The 13,937-nt window shown below is 52.0% G+C and carries 18 protein-coding genes; 6 read left to right on the top strand and 12 right to left on the bottom strand.

The window, feature by feature from the left end; genetic code table 11:
• The 5 genes from ACSVDI_RS02310 to gpr form a co-directional block, all read right to left on the bottom strand.
• Positions 1-786, bottom strand: a complete 786-nt coding sequence (locus tag ACSVDI_RS02310) for a class I SAM-dependent methyltransferase (protein WP_457944403.1) — start codon at positions 784-786, stop codon at positions 1-3.
• 99 nt (positions 787-885) lie between these two features.
• Positions 886-1,527 (bottom strand): hypothetical protein, encoded by a 642-nt coding sequence (locus ACSVDI_RS02305; RefSeq protein WP_457944401.1) that lies wholly within the window; start codon positions 1,525-1,527, stop codon positions 886-888.
• Positions 1,524-1,775, bottom strand: a complete 252-nt coding sequence (locus ACSVDI_RS02300; RefSeq protein WP_457944400.1) for a hypothetical protein — start codon at positions 1,773-1,775, stop codon at positions 1,524-1,526. The genes ACSVDI_RS02305 and ACSVDI_RS02300 overlap by 4 nt, the downstream gene beginning before the upstream one ends.
• A gap of 86 nt (positions 1,776-1,861) precedes the next feature.
• Positions 1,862-2,962 (bottom strand): stage II sporulation protein P, encoded by a 1,101-nt coding sequence (gene spoIIP, locus ACSVDI_RS02295; RefSeq protein WP_457944398.1) that lies wholly within the window; start codon positions 2,960-2,962, stop codon positions 1,862-1,864.
• A 325-nt stretch (positions 2,963-3,287) separates the two neighbouring features.
• On the bottom strand, positions 3,288-4,106 hold the full coding sequence (gene gpr / locus ACSVDI_RS02290) for a GPR endopeptidase (protein WP_457944396.1): 819 nt from the start codon (positions 4,104-4,106) through the stop codon (positions 3,288-3,290).
• A 99-nt stretch (positions 4,107-4,205) separates the two neighbouring features.
• On the opposite strand from gpr, the gene rpsT reads away from it, so the two are divergent.
• Both rpsT and ACSVDI_RS02280 read left to right on the top strand, forming a co-directional pair.
• Positions 4,206-4,469, top strand: coding sequence for a 30S ribosomal protein S20 (rpsT, locus tag ACSVDI_RS02285; protein ID WP_457944395.1), 264 nt, complete (start codon positions 4,206-4,208; stop codon positions 4,467-4,469).
• A 170-nt stretch (positions 4,470-4,639) separates the two neighbouring features.
• A complete protein-coding gene (locus tag ACSVDI_RS02280) occupies positions 4,640-4,792 on the top strand; it encodes a hypothetical protein (protein ID WP_457944394.1) in 153 nt (50 codons plus the stop codon).
• Between the two features lie 100 nt (positions 4,793-4,892).
• Here ACSVDI_RS02280 and spoVAE read toward each other — a convergent pair whose 3' ends face one another.
• The gene (gene spoVAE / locus ACSVDI_RS02275; protein ID WP_457944392.1) at positions 4,893-5,249 is read right to left on the bottom strand and encodes a stage V sporulation protein AE; all 357 of its coding nucleotides are present in this window, start codon (positions 5,247-5,249) and stop codon (positions 4,893-4,895) included.
• Between the two features lie 219 nt (positions 5,250-5,468).
• On the opposite strand from spoVAE, the gene ACSVDI_RS02270 reads away from it, so the two are divergent.
• Positions 5,469-6,266, top strand: a complete 798-nt coding sequence (locus tag ACSVDI_RS02270) for an HAD family hydrolase (protein ID WP_457944390.1) — start codon at positions 5,469-5,471, stop codon at positions 6,264-6,266.
• A 62-nt stretch (positions 6,267-6,328) separates the two neighbouring features.
• Here the strand turns inward: ACSVDI_RS02270 and asnB are convergent, their stop codons facing one another.
• Entirely contained in the window at positions 6,329-8,197 is a 1,869-nt protein-coding gene (gene asnB, locus ACSVDI_RS02265) for an asparagine synthase (glutamine-hydrolyzing) (protein WP_457944389.1), read from the bottom strand.
• Between the two features lie 44 nt (positions 8,198-8,241).
• Positions 8,242-8,895, bottom strand: coding sequence for a CpXC domain-containing protein (locus ACSVDI_RS02260; protein WP_457944387.1), 654 nt, complete (start codon positions 8,893-8,895; stop codon positions 8,242-8,244).
• A 434-nt stretch (positions 8,896-9,329) separates the two neighbouring features.
• Between ACSVDI_RS02260 and ACSVDI_RS02255 the strand changes: the two genes are divergently transcribed.
• A complete protein-coding gene (locus ACSVDI_RS02255) occupies positions 9,330-9,842 on the top strand; it encodes a hypothetical protein (protein ID WP_457944385.1) in 513 nt (170 codons plus the stop codon).
• 5 nt (positions 9,843-9,847) lie between these two features.
• Positions 9,848-10,924, top strand: coding sequence for a tRNA 2-thiouridine(34) synthase MnmA (mnmA, locus tag ACSVDI_RS02250; protein WP_457944383.1), 1,077 nt, complete (start codon positions 9,848-9,850; stop codon positions 10,922-10,924).
• A 100-nt stretch (positions 10,925-11,024) separates the two neighbouring features.
• Here the strand turns inward: mnmA and ACSVDI_RS02245 are convergent, their stop codons facing one another.
• Both ACSVDI_RS02245 and ACSVDI_RS02240 read right to left on the bottom strand, forming a co-directional pair.
• Entirely contained in the window at positions 11,025-11,324 is a 300-nt protein-coding gene (locus ACSVDI_RS02245) for an RNA polymerase sigma factor (protein WP_457944381.1), read from the bottom strand.
• A complete protein-coding gene (locus ACSVDI_RS02240) occupies positions 11,296-11,523 on the bottom strand; it encodes a hypothetical protein (protein ID WP_457944379.1) in 228 nt (75 codons plus the stop codon). The genes ACSVDI_RS02245 and ACSVDI_RS02240 overlap by 29 nt, the downstream gene beginning before the upstream one ends.
• Before the next feature lie 303 nt (positions 11,524-11,826).
• Between ACSVDI_RS02240 and ACSVDI_RS02235 the strand changes: the two genes are divergently transcribed.
• Complete coding sequence (locus ACSVDI_RS02235; RefSeq protein WP_457944378.1) at positions 11,827-12,159, top strand: DUF5640 domain-containing protein; 333 nt, start codon at positions 11,827-11,829, stop codon at positions 12,157-12,159.
• 243 nt (positions 12,160-12,402) lie between these two features.
• Here the strand turns inward: ACSVDI_RS02235 and tadA are convergent, their stop codons facing one another.
• The gene (gene tadA, locus ACSVDI_RS02230; protein ID WP_457944376.1) at positions 12,403-12,882 is read right to left on the bottom strand and encodes a tRNA adenosine(34) deaminase TadA; all 480 of its coding nucleotides are present in this window, start codon (positions 12,880-12,882) and stop codon (positions 12,403-12,405) included.
• 7 nt (positions 12,883-12,889) lie between these two features.
• Positions 12,890-13,903, bottom strand: a complete 1,014-nt coding sequence (locus tag ACSVDI_RS02225; protein ID WP_457944374.1) for a CPBP family intramembrane glutamic endopeptidase — start codon at positions 13,901-13,903, stop codon at positions 12,890-12,892.
• Positions 13,904-13,937 lie beyond the last annotated feature (34 nt).

Here is a 13,937-nt window from a genome sequence, read left to right as displayed (position 1 = left end):
TCAAGGCTTTCGCGCCAGATACAAATCCATGGTGTCCAAAAGTTCCAGCCGGTCTCCGTGGGACTCAATCGCCGACTGAACCGCATGGTAAAACTCCCGTTTCACCGGTTCCTCCAGCGTCCGGTGATCGGAATAAGTGTCCAGCAGTTCCGCATACTCCCGGCCCGTCATCACCCTGGTCCCGTGGAACAGCTGAAACGACAGTTCTGTAAAACCGAAGCACTCGATTTCGCGCTGAATTTTTTCAAACAGCCGGCCGCGGCTTTCCGGCTTTTTCGCTTCGTCCGGCGGAAAATACCGCGCGTATTTTCCCGCGTACAGCGCGTTTATCTCCCGGGTCAGCGGCTGGTTTGGGGCAAGGGTTGGCCGGGTCCAGAACAGGGCCAGCGTTCCGCCCGGCTTTAAAAGCCGGAGCGCCTTCGGATACCCGGTTTCGGGCGCAATCCAGTGGAACGCCGTCGCCGAATACAACAAGTCGTATTCGCCTTCCTCCCCCTCAAACTCTTCAAACGGTTGGTTGAATACGTGGAAATTGGGAAAGTTTCGGAACTTTTCTTTCACATACGCCGCCATATTCTTCCCCAGTTCCACCGCTGTAACCGAACAGCCCCGATTTAAAAACGGCTCCGTTGCCTGTCCGGTTCCACAGCCGACTTCCAACAGGCGGCTGTCAGGTGTAAGCCGGGCAAATTGAGAAATAGCATCGAACAGCTCCGGCACATAGCGGGGGCGCCTTCGGTCATAAGCCTGCACTACCTTATCGAAGGAACGTTTCCGTTCTTCCACAAAATCACCTCATTAAAAAAGGAGCTGCCGCGCGATGATTCGGCGTACTGCCAAAAAGAGCGGTGCAAAATGAATCCAGTTCATTTCGCACCGCCTTTTTCAATACCGCATATGGCGGTAATATTTATCGTTCAGAAGATGTTTCTTGTTCGAGCGGTTCTGCCGGCGGTACCGCTTGCGTCCGGAGCCGCCCCGCGGCGGCCTGCGGTTGCTGAAAACTACAGCCAGCACAACTACTACACCCAAAAGAATGCAAATCCAGGAAATAATTCCGATCAGGCTCATCTGCTGATTCTGCTGCGGATTCACGATCACGGAACTCAGCGGATTTTCTTCCTCCACACTGCCCACGCTTGGCAGGCTGATTTCATTGGAGGATCCCCAGTTGCTTTCCGCCGGGTCGGAGGCAAGTCCGCTGGAAACGCCGCCGGAAGTATCCCCGGAGGAAACCGAGGAGGAATCGCCGTTTCCACTGCTGCTGAAGGAAGAAGCCCTTCGGCTGGACGATGCAATTCTGGAACTCGGTGCGGACGATGCTTTTGAGGAGGCCGCCATGGCTGCTTTGGACTGCTCATCCAGAATTCTCTGAACCTCCGACGCGGTTAGTCCGTTCACATTGCCCCCGGTCCCGGTCAAATCCTGTGCAGAAGAGGTGGAAGAAGCGTATGCCAAAACCGTATAAAACGAAACTGCAAATACGAAGGTAAGACAGCACAGCCATACTTTCACTTGTTTCCTCATTGCAATTCCTCCGGATCATTCTCTATTATCAATAATATAAAATGATTATACCATATTTTTATGTCATTGCAAGTTTCCTGCCAAGTTTGTCCCGTAATTTGGCGGTAAAGTGTCTGGTCGTCCCCAAACCCGATTCTGCGGGAATTTGCATCCACCTCCAGAATCCCAGCAATCAGGAGAAAAACACAGAGTGTGCTGAACAGGGACGTGAAGAAAATTCGCTTTTCATTCCGGTCATACTTTTTCATCGCTTGAATTCACTTCCCCCAGAGCCGGTAATCTTTATAATTCTAGTATGCCCCGGCTCATGGGCTGTAAATCAGCGGTTTTTCCGTCAGGTCAGTTTATTCAAGGTGTCGACCAGTGCCTTTCCGAACAGTTCCCCCGTGTATTTCGCCTCATCCAGCGTATTGACCTCCGTGCCGATTTCCACCAAAAGGGAACCCTTGGTCAGGTTTTCGTTGTATTTACGCGGGCAAAAGTTCAGCGGCCTTGCCAGGCCCGGATACATGGTGGCAACCGACTGCTGCAGACGCACTGCCAGCCGCAGATTGTACTCCCAGTTGGGGAATCCATATGTACCGTCATCGTCGCAGCCGGAAATAATCATCACCTGAGCAGCCTTTTTGCCATTGATGACCGCCGTCGGCTTAATGCGCGTTCCATTCGAAGCCGCCATGGCATCGCGGTGAATATCCAGCGTCACCTGAATGCCAGGATATTGTTTCAGATTCTTCTGCATAGTAACTTTGGAACGGTCGTACGAACCGTTGTAAGTCGGATAATCGTGCACCGTTTTGTCGTGCACCACATTAATCCCCGCCGCCTTCAGCTGTGCCTCAATCTGATCCCCAACCGCTACAACCGAGCGGGAAAGGTCCTGGCTGCGCGTGTCCCCCAAAAATGCCTCGGTGGTGTGGGTATGGTAAATCAGCACCTGCGGCGTGGAATTCTTCTTGATTTTCACTGCGGGTGCCTTCGCCAGTTCCGACGCAATATCGATTCCGTGATTTTTATTAGAATTGCGGACCCAGATGTTCTGGTACTGAACTCCGGAGTTTGCAATGCTGATTTCTTGTATCTTCGCGCCTAAAGAAGAAGACGGCACGGAAGATGCAGGTGTGGAGGATGTTTCGGAGGACGCTTGAGAAGATACCTGGGAACTGCTCTCCGGTACGGAGGAAGCAGGCATGCTGCTCATCTCCTGCGGCACGGAAGAAAATGCCTGAGAACCGGTTCCGCCGTCCTCTTCCTCTTCTTCCAGAAAATCGGACTCAAACGCTTCGGCAGCGCCGCCGGGCATAATAAATCCGGCCGCAGCCAGCGCGGTGTTCTGGGTAACCACCTGGGGAATCCGGTTCGCTACGCACAATACGGCGATCATCACTAGAACAATGGAACCGAATCCTGCTGCTTTCTGCGTCCAGCCTTTCATATTTACGACCATCCTTTCGCCGCAGGCGGGAAGTTCCGGCTGCCTTACTGCAGCCGGATTCCCGCTGTCTTTTCCGCGGGAAAAATTTACTTCCGGTTTGAAAAGGATTTTTCAAACCTTGCCAAACAATTTTAACAATCGGCCTGGCACATGATTCGCCACGCCCGTTACCATTCTATGCGGATTGACCCGGTTTCATGTTAAGGACTTCTTCCGAAATGGTGACCGGCCGTGCGGCGTGATTTTCTACGGGACAAAGCATAAAATCCGGCGAAGGTTCCGACTACGAGGCTCGTCCTAAATCGCGCGGAAAACAAACAGGCACTTAGATCAGCTCCTCAAATTCCTCCACCGAAAGGCTCGGGTTCAGCGCCAGATTCACTCCCATGCCCAACAGCCGTGCGCCCCGCCCGATGATTAAGTCGATTTCCCGGGGCGTAACCATCATTGGGGCTCCTCGGGGCTCCACCTTGTCCATAGCATCGCGGTACTCCTCCCCCAGCAGGTCATAGGCAAGCGTAGTCGCGTCCACCATAGTGGGAATACCCATCCCGATAACCGGGACTCCCAGGGTGCTTTCATCAATGCGCGGCCGGGCATTGCCCACGCCGGCCCCCGGGGAAATACCAGCCGAACTGAGCTGAACCGTGCAGCCCAGCCGGGCAGGGCTGCGGGCGGCCAGTGCGTCCACCGCAATCACAACCGAAGGCTTCAGCTTGTGGACCAGTGCCTTCAACAGTTCCATCGCTTCAATTCCGGTGTTGCCCAGGACCCCGGGCGCAATCACCGCTACCGGGCGCAAGTCCTCCAGCCCGGTCAGGCGTGCAACCTCGCCCGTAATATGGCGGGTTGCCATCACATTTTCCGCCGTCATGGGCCCAATCGCGTCCGGCGTAATAGCCCGGTTACCAAGGCCGGCGACCAGTGCCATGCCTTCTTTCGGCAGCAGGGTATTTAGCTCTTCCACTACCAGTTTCAGCACGCCCCGGTCGGCGTCCAAATGGTCGGAAATGGCTGGCACTTCCACTGTGATGTAAGACTTGCCGTCCTCATCAATGTGCGTAACCACGCAGCCGTCTTCTTCGCGCCGGACCTGTTTCTGCGGTTCGGTATTTTCCAGTGCCAAATCAGTTCGTAAAATCACTTTATCAGCTCCCAGTATATTTTTTCGAAAAACCCTTGCAATTTAGGCTTGTAAATGATAATATTATTACTATGTGACGATGCCAAAGGAGGTGTGATCATGCCAAACATCAAATCAGCGAAAAAGCGCGTAAAGGTTATTGCCACTAAGACTCAGTTTAATAAACAAATCAATTCCGGTTTAAAGACCAATATAAAGAAGGCTAACCTTGCCATCGAGAGCGGAGCGTCCGACAAGGTGGAAGCCGTGAAAGTCGCCGTCAAAGCGATTGACCAGGCCGCTGCGAAGGGCATTCTGCACAAGAATACCGCCGCGAGAAAGAAGTCGGCTCTTGCCCGTAAACTGAACGCAGCCAACGCATAACCTTGTACGCGGTTTAAAAGCAAAAGCAGAGCCTCGCGCCCTGCTTTTTTTATACCCGCAGGTTCCTAAAAGCCACGAATGATTGCAATTGACATTTGTTCATTTATTCGTTATCATATAGAAAAAGAACCTACAAACAGAGCTGCAGATTTGAGACGGAGGTGCTCTTGTTGAAAAAGAACAGTACATTCAGCATACTGTTGTCAGTAATTTCCGCAGTAGCCGCGATCGCTACCGCCGTTGTTGCTGTCACCCTATACTTCGAAAAAAAGCGCAAAGACGAAGAAGAACTAGAGCAATATTTGAACAATTCCATTCAGTAACGAATCATTTTAAATTCGCATAATGCTACGGGCAGGTGAACACCTGCCCGTTTTCTAGTATTCGATTGGCTCGTTTCGGCGGTACCGCTTCGCGGGGCATTTAGCTTTTATCGCCCGACCGGGCGACCAGCGACGCAAAGTATCCGAAAAAGACCGCCGCCGCAACCCCTGCTGCGCTGGCGGTCACTCCGCCGGATAACGCGCCGAGCACCCCTTTCTGCTGCACGGCTTCCATGGTTCCTTTCGCCATTAGGTACCCGAACCCGGTCAGCGGAACGGTCGCGCCTGCCCCGGCTAATTTCACCAGGGGCTCATATACGCCCAGTGCAGTCAGCAAAACGCCCAGTGTGACGAACAAAACCAGAATCCGTGCAGGGGTCATTTTGGTAAAGTCAATCAACACCTGCCCAACCGCGCAGATGGCTCCGCCGATTAAAAATGCCCATACATATTCCACATTATCACCTCGGATTTAGTTTCGCCTTTTTTGGAAAACTTATACTGAATTCCAATTCAAAACATCGAAGAATTTCTTCGGCAAAAGATTAATCTCCTCCGCTTTTGCAGAAGTTCAAAGCCCGATCTGTCCCGTGTTTGTGCAGCACTGTATTTTTACCTGGAAGAAAGCCGGCTATCCTAAATATCGAATCCATACGGCGCATGAAAGGAGTTTCCAATGAAGAAAAAATTAATCTTTTTCGATGTGGACGGTACGCTTCTTTCCACAAAAGACGGCCGCCCGTTCTGCATTCCGCCAAGCGCACTTCAGGCGCTGGAGAAGCTGCGCCAAAACGGGCACCGCATTGCAATCTGTTCCGGCCGACCGGAAGTCTTTATTCACCGGTATTTCCCCGGCCTGTTTCAAACGTATGTCGCACTGAACGGTGCCCACGTAGTGTTTGACGGCACCACGGTGCTAACGCGGGAATTCTCGACCGAACGGGTCAAAACGCTCATGCGGCACTTCGATTCTTATGGCTGCCGCTATACGTTCGTCGGAAAAGACCACGCCTGGGGAAGGAATATTTCCGAACGGTATCCAAAATGGCTGAATGAGGCTTACGGCATTCCGGATTACTTGGTGATGGATTGGAGACCGGAGAACGTGCACGCGAGCATGATGGATTTCCTGTTCCGGGATGAGGAGGAATACCACCGCTGCCGCCCCGCATTTGACGACACCATGGTGCTGAACTACCATCCGGGCAACCGCGCAGCCGACCTGAGCTTCCGCGGGGAAGACAAAGCCGGCGGCATCCGTGCCCTGCTGGAATACTCCGGAATCGACCGGAGCGACACCATCGCGTTCGGCGACGGCTACAACGATATTTCCATGATGGAGACGGTAGGCTTCGGGGTCGCCATGGGGAACGCCGTGGAAGAAGTCAAGCAGCGCGCCGGGTACGTGACTAGTTCCGTGTTTGAGGACGGCATCTACCATGCGTTGGAGCATTTGGGATTGATTGCGGAATAAAACAAAGGGCGGCGGATTACAATCCGCCGCCCTTATCTTATTTATATTATTACGGATTCGTATTATTGCAGATTCGGCATGTCGCCCGGTTCATGCGAACCATTGTTAAAGTAAATGTCATACCAAATCAAAAAGACGAAAATCGTCCAGATCTTTCGGTTGTTGTCGCATTTCCCGTTGTAATGGTCATCCAAGAAGCGCATCAGCACGTCGGTATTGAAGAACTGCTTCGCAGTGTCGCTCGTAAACGCCTTTTTCACGATATTGTAGTATTTCTCCTCGCGGAGCCATACTCTGGTCGGTACGGGGAAGCCCAGCTTTTTCTTCTGCGCAGTCGCTTCAGGCAGATGCTTCATAGCAGCCTTGCGCATGGCGTACTTGGTGTTTTGCGGATTCACACGCAGTTTGCGCGGAATGCGGGACGCCACGCCGAACACTTCTTTGTCCAGGAACGGCACGCGCAGCTCCAAGGAGTTCGCCATGCTCATGCGGTCGGCCTTCAGCAGAATATCGCCCACCAACCACACGTTGATGTCCAGATACTGCATCTTGGTCACGTCGTCCTGGTCCTTTACGCGGTCGTAGTACTTTTTCGTCAATTCCTGCGGGCGTGTAACCGGAATGGTGTCTTTCAGCAGGCTGCGCTTTTCTTCCATGGTAAACATGCTGCAGTTGCCATAGAACATTTCTTCAATCGGCTGAGCGCCGCGAATGAGGAAATTCTTGCCCTTAAAGGAAAACGGTAGTGATTTTGCGATTTTCGCCAGTACCTTGCGCAGCCCTAACGGAAGCTTTTTATAGGCTGCAAAATCATCTGGTTCGTGGTAAATGTTGTAACCGCCGAACAGTTCGTCCGCGCCTTCGCCAGAAAGTACTACCTTCACATATTCGCTCGCCATTTTGGAAACAAAATACAGCGCAATGCAGGAGGCATCCGCTAAAGGCTGGTCCATATGGTACTGTACCTTGCGGATATTGCCCCAGTACTCGTCGGCGGAAATTACCTTGCAGTGATGCTCCACCCCGACCTTTTCGGAAAGGTTCTTCGCCCAGCTGATTTCGTTGTACTTTTCGCCGTTGTCAAAGCCGACGGTAAAGGTTTTCTGCCCCGCAAAATAGGTGGAAACATAGCTGGAGTCCACGCCGCTGGAAAGGAAGCAACCGACCTCCACGTCGCTGATTTTGTGCGCGGCGACCGAGTCCTCGAACACCTTCTCGATTTCGGCAACCGCCTGTTCCTCTGTCATTTCCTCGTCCGGGCAGAATTTCGGTTCCCAGTAACGGTGAGTTTCCACCTTGCCGTCGCGGTACCACAGGTAATGGGCAGGCATCAGGCAGAATACGTTTTCAAAAAACGTTTCCGGCGGCACGGAATATTCAAAGGAAATGTAATTGTTCAGTGCGTTGAGGTTAAACTTTTTCTCGAACCCGGGGAATTCCAGAATGCTCTTGATTTCAGAGCCATAAACGAAATGTTCCCCAACCTGCGTGTAATGCATGGGCTTAATGCCGAAAAAGTCGCGGGCAATAAACAAACTGTGGTCCTTTGTGTTCCAGATGGCAAACGCAAACATGCCGCGCAGCCGGTTCAGAAGGTCTTCCTTCCATTCCTCAAACCCGTGGACCAGCACTTCGGAATCCGTGTTGGTGTAAAACCGGTGGCCCTTCTCCATCAGGATTTTGCGCAGCTCCTGATAGTTGTAAATCTCCCCGTTAAACGTAAGCACCAGCGTTTTGTCCTCGTTGTAAATCGGCTGATCCCCCGTAGAAGCAATATCAATAATGCTTAATCTGCGGAATCCCATTGAAATGGAATCGTCCTGGTAAACGCCGCTGGAATCCGGTCCGCGGTGGGTAATCCGGTCCGTCATGCGCTGAATCACCGCGTCGCGGTCAATCACTTCTCCTGTAAATCCGCAAAGTCCACACATCTGTTTATGACCTTCCTTTCACTTTCAAAACCCCATCGCAGGGCCTAGTCCTCTCCGCGGTATGCCCGCAGAATCTGTTGCGCGGCGCCGGCATCCACCGCACAGAATTCTTCGCCGGGCCGGCCAATGCTTTCTACAATTTCCAGCGATTTGCGGTACACATCCATCCGCGTACCCTGCACCACGGGCTTGCTTTCCCCATGCAGGAAAAAGGAAAAAGTAATCCGTTCGGCCTCTTCATCCGCCGAACAGAAATAGCAGGAATCCACCACTGCGCCGTGCTTCTGCGCCGCAACATCCGTCAACGCCAGCTTGGTCAGTTCCACCGCAGTATCGTCCAGGCCAGCTTCAAAAATCAGTATTTTTTCTTTTAGCCCCGCCAAGGAAATCACCACGCGCTTCCGCATTCCGGAAAGCTGTGGAAATTCTTTGGATACATCCACCGACGCAATTTCACATTCGTTTCCGTTGGGCACCACATAAACCATAAAATTATGTTCTTTATCATGATAAAGACAGGGATATACCAGCTCCGCTTCATAGCCGCACGCCGGGCACTTCCAGTCAAAAAGCGTTTCATCCAGCACGTGCTCCCTTAATTCGGGAGATTCGTCGGCCCCAATGCCGGGATACATTCTGGTTTTTACTGCGGCGCCACAGTGCGGGCAGCTCACATCCCTGTTCATCTGCGTTGACATTCCGGTTTGCCTCCCTTTGCCTTTGCATATTTTGTAATTATATCACACAAAGGGGAAAAAAGGAATACGGATTCGAAAACGCAGAAGTTCTGGTTCATTTTAGCGTAGAACGGTATGAGGTTTCTGTAAAATTCTGTCGCCGGGCACCAAGTCCTATTCTAAAAAAGAAAAAGACCCCAATCGGAACTAAAATGCAAGTTTTTTCCGCTTTTCCTTTCCAAAGCGAACCCACCGGCTGCAGTCTCCCGTTCCAAGGCAGCCGCGCCTATCGGCAACCTTTTCAGCATTTTGCAGACAAGCCCTAATAAACTTAGGGGTTCTGCCGATATTTTTTACAATACCAATTCCGTACTGTTATTTTTGGCACTTTTGCGCTATAATAATGCAAGAAGATTTATTTTTTATTTGCCGCCTATGCGGCCGGAGGAGCGCTTATGAACTTTATCGAATCCGTAACCGGCAATGTAACAAAAGCCGTGGACTATCTCGTCGAAAAAAACCGTAAAGCGGCCGTCATGAACCGCCTCCGCATCGTCATTAAAAACGAGCGGGACAACGAGGCGCGTGCTTTCGCCGCTTTGGGCAAATACTATTATCAGCATCTTCGCGACCCGGAAAACGAAGAAACCGAGCACTTGTGCCGTGCTGTGGACTTTTCCGACCGCCGCATGAAAAAAGCCTTCGCCAAGCTGGACGAAATTGCCTCGCCCAAAGGCTGTGAAGAGGATTCCGCAGCCGACTGCGTCGACGACTGCGATTTCTGCCCGTACTGCGGCGACACCGATTCCTTGGACGACGTGGACGTCCCCGCGGAAGGACCAATGGAGGAACCCTCCGCTCCCGCCAAGGAATCCCCTGAAGACATCGCTGTGCCCTCTTTTGCGTTCGCGGATGAAGTTCCGGAAGAGGCAGCGGATGACGACGAACCCATTCCGCCGGAGCTGTAACGCGAATGAAGAAAAAGGTTATGCTTGGCATGAGCGGCGGTGTGGACAGTTCCGTGGCCGCACTGCTGCTGCTGCGCGCAGGATATGATGTAACGGGTGTTACCATGCGCCTGCGCCCCGATGAATACATGCAGCAGTGCTCCGCGGGCGGCTGCTGCTCGCTGGATGATATTGACGATGCGCGCCGGGTCGCCTACAAACTCGGCATTGAGCACCTGGTGCTCAATTTTCAGGATATTTTTGAAAAGCAGGTCATTGATTACTTTGCTGCGCAATACGCGGCCGGACGGACGCCCAATCCCTGCATTGCGTGCAACCGGTATGTAAAATTCGACGCCATGCTCCGCCGTGCGCGGGAGCTGGATTTTGACTATGTTGCAACCGGACACTACGCACGGATTGAGCAGAACGAAGCCGGGCGGTGGCTGCTGCGGCGGGCAAACAACAGTAAGGATCAAAGCTATGTGTTGTATTCCTTTACACAGGATCAGCTTGCCCATACGCTGATGCCGCTTGGCAGTTATACTAAGCCGCAGGCGCGGGCGCTGGCGGAAGAAGCGGGACTTCCCGTTGCACATAAACCGGACAGCCAGGAAATCTGCTTTGTCGAAAACAAGGATTACGCCGGTTTTATCGAAAAGTACACCGGTCAAAAGGCCCCACAGGGCAATTTTGTCGACAAAAACGGCAGGGTAATCGGCCGCCACCGCGGCATTACACACTACACCATTGGCCAGCGCAAAGGCCTTGGCGTCGCGTTTGGGCAGCCGATGTATGTGACGAAAATTGACACCGAACGCAATGAAGTTACGCTTGGCGAGGAAGGCAGCCAGTATTCTTCTTCCCTCATCGCGGCGGATTTAAATTTCATTCCGTTCGACACGCTCGACCATGAAATTCCCGCACAGGTCAAGGTGCGCTATCAGGCTCAGCCTGCCCCTGCGAAGCTGGTTCCCCTTTCGGATGGAACCATCCGCGTGGAATTTGAAACGCCCCAGCGCGCCATCACACCCGGACAGGCCGTCGTCTTTTACGATGATGATCTGGTCCTTGGCGGCGGAACCATACAGGCGGCGCAGTAATCGCTGAAACAGAATAAAAAAGGAGGAAAACGATGCATCGTTTTCCTCCTTTTTTGAATAATAATAAGCGGGACTATGGAAGCGGAACTACCACCGTACTTCAGTTCAATCTGGGAAAAGAATACCGCATCACTTTTTCCAGACGACCCCGCGCTTTTTTTAAATGCTTGGAAACGGTCGGCGCGCTGATCCCCAGCTGGGCGGCGGATTCATAAACGCCCTTTCCCTCTAAATACCTCAGCCGGATGCACTCCTTCTGCCGCGCGGTCAGTTCCCCGTCCATCGCGCGTTTTAAGGCCCACAGCATTCGGCGGTATTCCCCGTCCTCCTCGTCCGTGGGCGGGGTAAGGTTTAGCCTGTCCCCAAACAAATCAAGACTGAGATTTGATTTTCTCCTCATGACTTCCTCCGTATTCAATCAGGTATTTGCCCGTATGCAGGCACTCCAGGTACATTTCGTTCAGCATGGAAATGCGCCGGCACAGCTTCAGCGCCGTTTCGTTGTCGCACTCCCTTACTTTACGGCGCAGCAGCAAAAGACGTTCTTTCAAGCTTTGCGCCTCCCCCAGGTACTGCATCCCCCATTCGTAATAATCCATAATGCTCCTTTCATCCTCCGTTTGTCCCATTCTTCAGCAGTACGTTCCGCTGGACTAGAATTGATGTTATAATTCCATACTAGTAGAAAAAAAGAAGCATTTCAATAGTTTTTAGAACAAATGTTCTAATTTCACCTTCAATGGGACTATTTTGGGACACTGTTCCCCTTTTCCTGAAGTGCAGATTCCCTTTTCTCCAATTTTCCCCACCTTGGCAAAAGCTGAAAATAGTGCTAGAATGTCTGTGCGCGAAGATTCCATGCAATCCTGAATTGTATTTGAATATCGCAAAGGAGGACACGGATGAAACAAAGAATTTTGACGGTTCTTCTGACAGTAATCATGATTTTTTCCTTTACGGGATGCACCACCGTAAAAGCAAGCACCAACCCGGACACCATTGTTGGGGAATGGAGCGACGCTTATGGGCTGACAAAATATCAGTTTCAGCCAGATGGGAAAATGAAAATACAAGCCCTCAATCTTGGCTCGTTTAAGGGCACCTATCAGATTGAAGACGATCGCATTACAATTCAGTACCGCATCCTGATGAAAGACATCAAAAACACGTATCAGCTGAAGCTGGATGGCAACACACTCTACCTGGACAAAAACCAGTTTACCCGCAAAAAATAAAACGGCCTAACCGGTGGGGTTCTTCCTCCATTGGGGAACTTGGCCAATGGCTGCTTTTCCGGGCGAAATGCAAAACAAATACAGAATCGATGAAAAACAGAACCGTATCTCCCTTGCAGGAGAAAAGAAAAGCCTGACGGAACCGGCATGTGCCGTGTTATCCCGTCAGGCTTTTTCATTTGATTTCATTTTGATTCTAGGGTTTTGCCCTCTCCGTCTGATAAATTACTGCTTTTCATTTCTTTATTGATTTTCACCGGAACTGTCCCGGCGATTCTTCCGAAGATTGCGGAAAAACTCTTTCAGCAAATCCGCACATTCCTGCTCCAACACGCCCCCGGTCAGCTCCGGCTTATGGTTGTACGGAAGTTCAAACAGGTTCACAACCGAACCGCACGAACCGGCTTTTGGGTCTTTCGCGCCGTAAAACACGCGGGGAATCCGCGCATTAATCATCGCCCCGGCGCACATGGGGCAGGGTTCCAGTGTAACATAAAGGTCGCACTGCCAGAGCCGCCAGCCACCCAACGTTTTGCACGCCTCATCAATGGCCTCCAGTTCCGCGTGACACAGGGCGTTTTTTCCCCGTTCCCGCCGGTTCCGGCCGGAACCAACGACCCGCCCGTTCAGCACCACCACAGCACCAACCGGCACTTCGCCCTCCCGGGCAGCTTCCTGCGCGAGCGCAAGCGCCTCGCGCATCCATTTCTCGTTTTCGTCCATCTTACGCTCAATACCTTGTCAGGATTATAATGGAGGAGAAGCAGAAAATCAGGAGCAATGCCACCCCACCCGGGTTGGAAAAAACTGCACCGAGTTTGGCGGACATCCGCAGCAGCGGGTCCGGGGGTCCCAACCGGAAAAAGCGTTTTTCTTTAATCATCAGCCAAATCAGGGCGAACAAGCCAAGTGCAAGCATCGCAGCCATAACGGCATAATTGACCTGATTGGCAAGTCCCTCCCCGTAGTACCGCTGCACCATCTCCAGTCCAACGGAAATGGAATTGTTAACAAAATGAATCAGAATGGAAGTCCACAGCGAGCCGGTGCGCACAACCACCAGTGCCATTGCCAGCCCAGCCAGAAAAGCAAAAACAAACTGAACAAAATTGCCGTGGTACAAGCCAAATAGAAGAGCGGAAGCAACAATGGCAAATCCGTCGCCAAAACGCCGCAGCCCATGCAGAATCATCCCGCGGAACATCAGCTCCTCTACAACCGGAGGAATCACCGCAATGGTGATAAAATACAGAACCAGCACCGACGGGTCGTCTGTCAGCGGCATTTCCGGCATTTTCCCGCTGAACCCCATCGCCTTTTCAAGATTCACCACAATATTCGCCGGAATGTTAGCCAGCATGCATACGGCGGTGCCAAAAAACACACAGGCCGCGGTTTTTGCAAATCCCGCCTTGTGGAACGCGAGCGCGTCGTCCAGCGGAATCTTCCAGATGGCAAAAAAAAGGAGTACAGGCACGGCCAGACCGACCACATAGCCCATTCCATCTGAAAGATAATATAAAACCGGAGGCATCCCGTTAAAATCGGGATTGGAAAAGTCCCCCGTAATTCCAAATGCATGCAGTAGGGACTGACAGCCAATCGTCAGAAAACTCATTCCAAACATGGCAATAATCAGCGTCCAGCAAAGCCGATTGGCCGTTCTGCGCAGGTCGTGTTTGGCGGCCTGTGTTACCTGGTACATTCCGAAATTCTGATATGGTATATAGGGCGGATAACTCATAGTTCCTCCTTGGATAAAAGCCGTTTCCCGCTCA

The sequence above is a fragment of the Caproiciproducens sp. LBM24188 genome, from assembly GCF_054130445.1.
The sequence above is the reverse complement of the archived record's forward strand: the minus strand, read 5'-3'. Positions and strand labels throughout refer to the sequence as shown.